Origin of the sequence: Acinetobacter lactucae (genome assembly GCF_013344765.1) — a bacterium.
GTDB lineage: Bacteria > Pseudomonadota > Gammaproteobacteria > Pseudomonadales > Moraxellaceae > Acinetobacter > Acinetobacter lactucae_A.
Window position 1 is genome coordinate 1 of the sequence record NZ_JABVBF010000229.1, and the last position, 3,979, is coordinate 3,979.

The window sequence follows — 3,979 nt, forward strand, 5'->3', positions numbered from 1 at the left end:
AAATAGTTCAATCAAGTCATGTAATTAATTTGATTACATAAAAAAGCCCAGTCATTTTCTAAATTAAGGCGTTTTATTTATGCATCGACCATGGCCACTTAATGGACAACAAAAAACGTTAATGCTCATCAATATTTTATGTTGCAGTGCATTTTCTACTCAGGCTTATTCAGCGGATGAAGAATGGAAATTTACATTAAAAAATGCATATATAGACAGAAACTATGACAATCCAGATCTAAAAGATACAGGTAGCTGGTCACAATCAGTTTCTCTATTTTACAACTCAAATATGCATGATACGCCGTTAGAAATTAACGGAACTCCGATTAAAATTGGGGCAAATGCTTCAGCACAGTACGCTGTTCGCTTAAGCCAAGATAAACATGTAGCAGATACGGTATTGCCTTTTGATAAAGAGACGCAGTCTCAAGCACCTGATTATCTAAAATATGGTGCGACTTTAAAGCTAGGCTATAACAAGACGTTACTAAGCATTGGTGAATTATGGCTGGATTTACCAGTAACGACTGTAGATGCAAGTCGACAACTCCTGACATCTTATTGGGGAGCTAATCTTAAAAGTCAACTGAACGACAAGCTTTTTGCTGAAATTGGCCGTATTGAAAAAGTATCACCACGAAATGAAGAAGATTTTCATCACTTTTCTTTTACATCAAAAGGTGTGACGGGCTACTCCGATGGACTGAACTATATAGATCTCCGCTATCAATTTACGCCTACTCTGAAGGGCGAATATTACTTTGGAAATATGGAGGATTTATATAACAAGCATTACGTCGGCTTTGATCATATATGGAAAAATTCTGATTTTTCAGTCCATTCAAAATTTAAATATTTCAATGCCAAAGATAATGGAAATCTTTTTGACATCGATGCACAAAATGTAGGTTTACTAGAAACACTTAAAGTAAAAAATCACAGCTTTGGTTTAGGTTATCAACAAATTATTGGTGAGTCTGCTTACCCGCTACCAGATGGTTTTTTGCCTGAAACTTACTTCATTAACTGGAACACCACAGGTTTCTTCAAACAAGATGAAAAGTCTTATCACTTCATTTATGGCTATGACTTTAAAGATCATGTGCCTGGTTTAAATACCACTTTGAAATATGTATATGGCGATCACTTTAAAACAGCAGATGGCTTAAAAAACAAAGAAAGTGAAGCAAACGTTATTGTCAATTATGCCCTTCAACAGCCTTTTCTCAAAGGATTAGCTCTTCAGTACATCTTCATCAATTACGACGTTAAGCATGGTAACGATTTTTCAGAAAACCGTTTCTTCGTCAATTACAGCAAAAAATTTTAATGATTAAGGAATACGTATGAAAACGATAGATGCAAACACGATTATCAATCGCGAAAAACTGTCTCCATTGCAGTGGATAGTTTTTATCCTAGGCTTCTTTGTCTTCTTTTGTGACGGCCTAGACACAGGAATTATTGGTTTTATCGCCCCCGCATTACTCGATGATTGGGGAATTACCAAGCCTCAACTTGCCCCAGTTTTAAGTGCTGCTTTAGTCGGCATGTCGATTGGTGCAATTATTTCAGGCCCCTTAGCCGATAAGTTTGGCCGTAAAGGCGTTATTGTTTTTACAAGCCTTTTGTTCTCAATATTTACGATTTTGTGTGGCTTTGCCAATTCAACCCAAGACTTAATGATTTATCGTTTTATTACAGGTATTGGTTTAGGCGCAGCCATGCCAAACATCAGTACGATTGTTTCTGAGTATATGCCTGTAAAACGTAAAGCATTCCTTACAGGCCTTGCTGGCTGTGGTTTTATGCTGGGTATTTCTTGTGGCGGTGTCCTGTCAGCTTATCTGTTAGAAAGCTATGGCTGGGCCAAAGTGATTATTATTGGCGGAAGCATTCCCTTAATTTTAGTGGTTGCTTTGTTGTTTAAATTACCTGAATCAACTCAATACTTAATCACACGTCATCAACAAGACAAAGCTCAGCGTATATTAGAGAATATTCAAGGTCATTCTTTTCAAGAGCCGGTAAAACTTGTTTTAACTCAAGCTGAAACTGCATCAGATGAAAATCCGGTTAAAGTGGTTTTAGGAAAATATCTGTGGGGTTCAAGCATGCTTTGGCTTTGCTGCTTTACCAGTCTTTTGGTGTTCTATCTTTTAACAAGCTGGATGCCAACGATTTTAAAAACAGCAGGTTTTAGTACTCAACAGTTTAGTTTAATTGCTGCGATTTTCCCTTTTGGTGGTGTGATTGGCGCAACCATTATGGGGTGGTATATGGATAAACTGAATCCAACCACAGTCATTAAATATTCATATCTGATTGCCTTCGGCCTATTCATTGTTGCAGGTCTAGTAAGCTCAAATATTTTATTATTAGGTCTTACTATTTTCTTAATTGGTGCATTACTCGCAGGCGCTCAATCTTCATTACTGCCACTTGCAGCTATGTTCTATCCAGCAGTGTGTCGTGCAGTTGGTGTTTCATGGATGCATGGTATTGGTCGTATCGGTGCAATTTTAGGCGCTTTCTTTGGCTCGCTCATTTTCACTTTTAACTTAAGCTTAAGCGGTATTTTCTTTATTCTCGCACTACCAACTTTCATCTCATTTATAGCACTTAGCCTGAAAGTGATCTATGAGAAATCTAAAAACAAACAAGTGTTAAAGCTAGAAGAAAGTCTATAAATATTAAGCGATAAATAAAAACTGATTTAGTTACCTAAATCAGTTTTTTAATGGAAAAAATTAAATATCAGAAAATTTTGCCTTTAGTCTCACTTGGATTTTCGCCAAACTCTTCACGATATTCTTGAGAAAAACGACTTAAATGGTTAAAGCCCCAGTCATACGCAAGCTTTGAAATAGAAACTTTTCTATCTGCTCCAGTGGTGCTCAAGATTTTATAAATTTGTTGAAGACGATATTTTTTCAAATATGACATTGGGCTTGTGCCGTAGTACTGTTGAAATTCGTCATACAATTTTGATTTTGAAACCCCAGCCAGACGCTGCAAGTCTTCTGCACAGATTTCTTCGTGAGCATGTTCAATAAGAAAATTACGAATCTTACGGATATAAGCTGGCTCATCTTGATGTGAAAGTGACTTTAAGGCTTCAGAGTAGTTATTTTCTTGAGACAACAATAACGCCTTAATCACAAAATTTTCATAGTCTTCAGACAACATCTGTAAACCATAAAAATTGCTATATTGCGATTTTAGCTGTAAAAAATTCTGAATATTCTTCCACCATGCACCAATCAATTGCTCAGAGTCTAAGTGCATTTCAGGGTTAAAAATGATAGGCGTCTCTATGGGTTTATTGAGTAGATCTGCAAGGACAATCTGCATACTTCGCTCAGGAATAACCACCTGAAATTTTCTGCAATCTTTATCGATAATCAAATCTTGTTGATCGTTATTTGAAACAATAAGGCCTCTATTTTCATCAGACTGATAATGAGCGCCACGAATGTTGAGAGCTTGTCGACCTTGTATAGGCAAACTAATGCTATACGCTTTTAAATTTGAAATGTTGATGGCGACGTTTGCACCATAACTGATTGTACCGATCGCCATTTTTTTATTAGGCAAACGCATTCCGTCATAGTGAAAATCGAGAGTGTCTTTGTAAATTGTATCTAGACGGTGTTCACCACAAATCGTGGACATCAAATTCTGCGCAAATTCAGCTTTGCGAGAATAATGATTGAGTTCCGTCTGTTGGCTGAGTGATATCATATCCTTTTCACCTAGCTAAATAACTTATTGCTTAAAAAGCAACTTGTATGCCAATTAATATCCTTTAATTGACGCATTTTCCTGAAAAATATCGAATCAAGAAAGAGAGTAAAGATTACTTTCTCATACTCTATTAGATTTTAAAAATGGAAATAAGTTAAATACCTTTAAAGTATAATTTCATACTTTAACAAACTTATTTTATTAGATTTTTTATAAACAAATACAGTAG

The 3,979-nt window shown here is 36.0% G+C and carries 3 protein-coding genes; 2 read left to right on the forward strand and 1 reads right to left on the reverse strand.

Translation table 11 applies throughout. From position 1 onward, the window contains the following. The first annotated feature begins 121 nt into the window (after nucleotides 1-121). Nucleotides 122-1,333: an OprD family outer membrane porin gene (locus tag HUN22_RS15880; protein ID WP_438839292.1), complete on the forward strand. Its 1,212-nt coding sequence runs from the start codon at nucleotides 122-124 to the stop codon at nucleotides 1,331-1,333. 16 nt (nucleotides 1,334-1,349) lie between these two features. Continuing rightward, on the forward strand, nucleotides 1,350-2,693 hold the full coding sequence (locus HUN22_RS15885; protein ID WP_174731357.1) for an MFS transporter: 1,344 nt from the start codon (nucleotides 1,350-1,352) through the stop codon (nucleotides 2,691-2,693). A 67-nt stretch (nucleotides 2,694-2,760) separates the two neighbouring features. Here the strand turns inward: HUN22_RS15885 and HUN22_RS15890 are convergent, their stop codons facing one another. Continuing rightward, nucleotides 2,761-3,747 (reverse strand): AraC family transcriptional regulator, encoded by a 987-nt coding sequence (locus tag HUN22_RS15890; RefSeq protein ID WP_174731360.1) that lies wholly within the window; start codon nucleotides 3,745-3,747, stop codon nucleotides 2,761-2,763. Nucleotides 3,748-3,979 lie beyond the last annotated feature (232 nt).

Excerpts from the sequence above, each read along its gene's own strand:
- HUN22_RS15885 (WP_174731357.1), top strand. The coding sequence starts at position 1,350 with ATGAAAACGATAGATGCAAACACGATTATCAATCGCGAAAAACTGTCT.
- HUN22_RS15880 (WP_438839292.1), top strand. The coding sequence starts at position 122 with ATGCTCATCAATATTTTATGTTGCAGTGCATTTTCTACTCAGGCTTAT.
- HUN22_RS15890 (WP_174731360.1), bottom strand. The coding sequence starts at position 3,747 with ATGATATCACTCAGCCAACAGACGGAACTCAATCATTATTCTCGCAAA.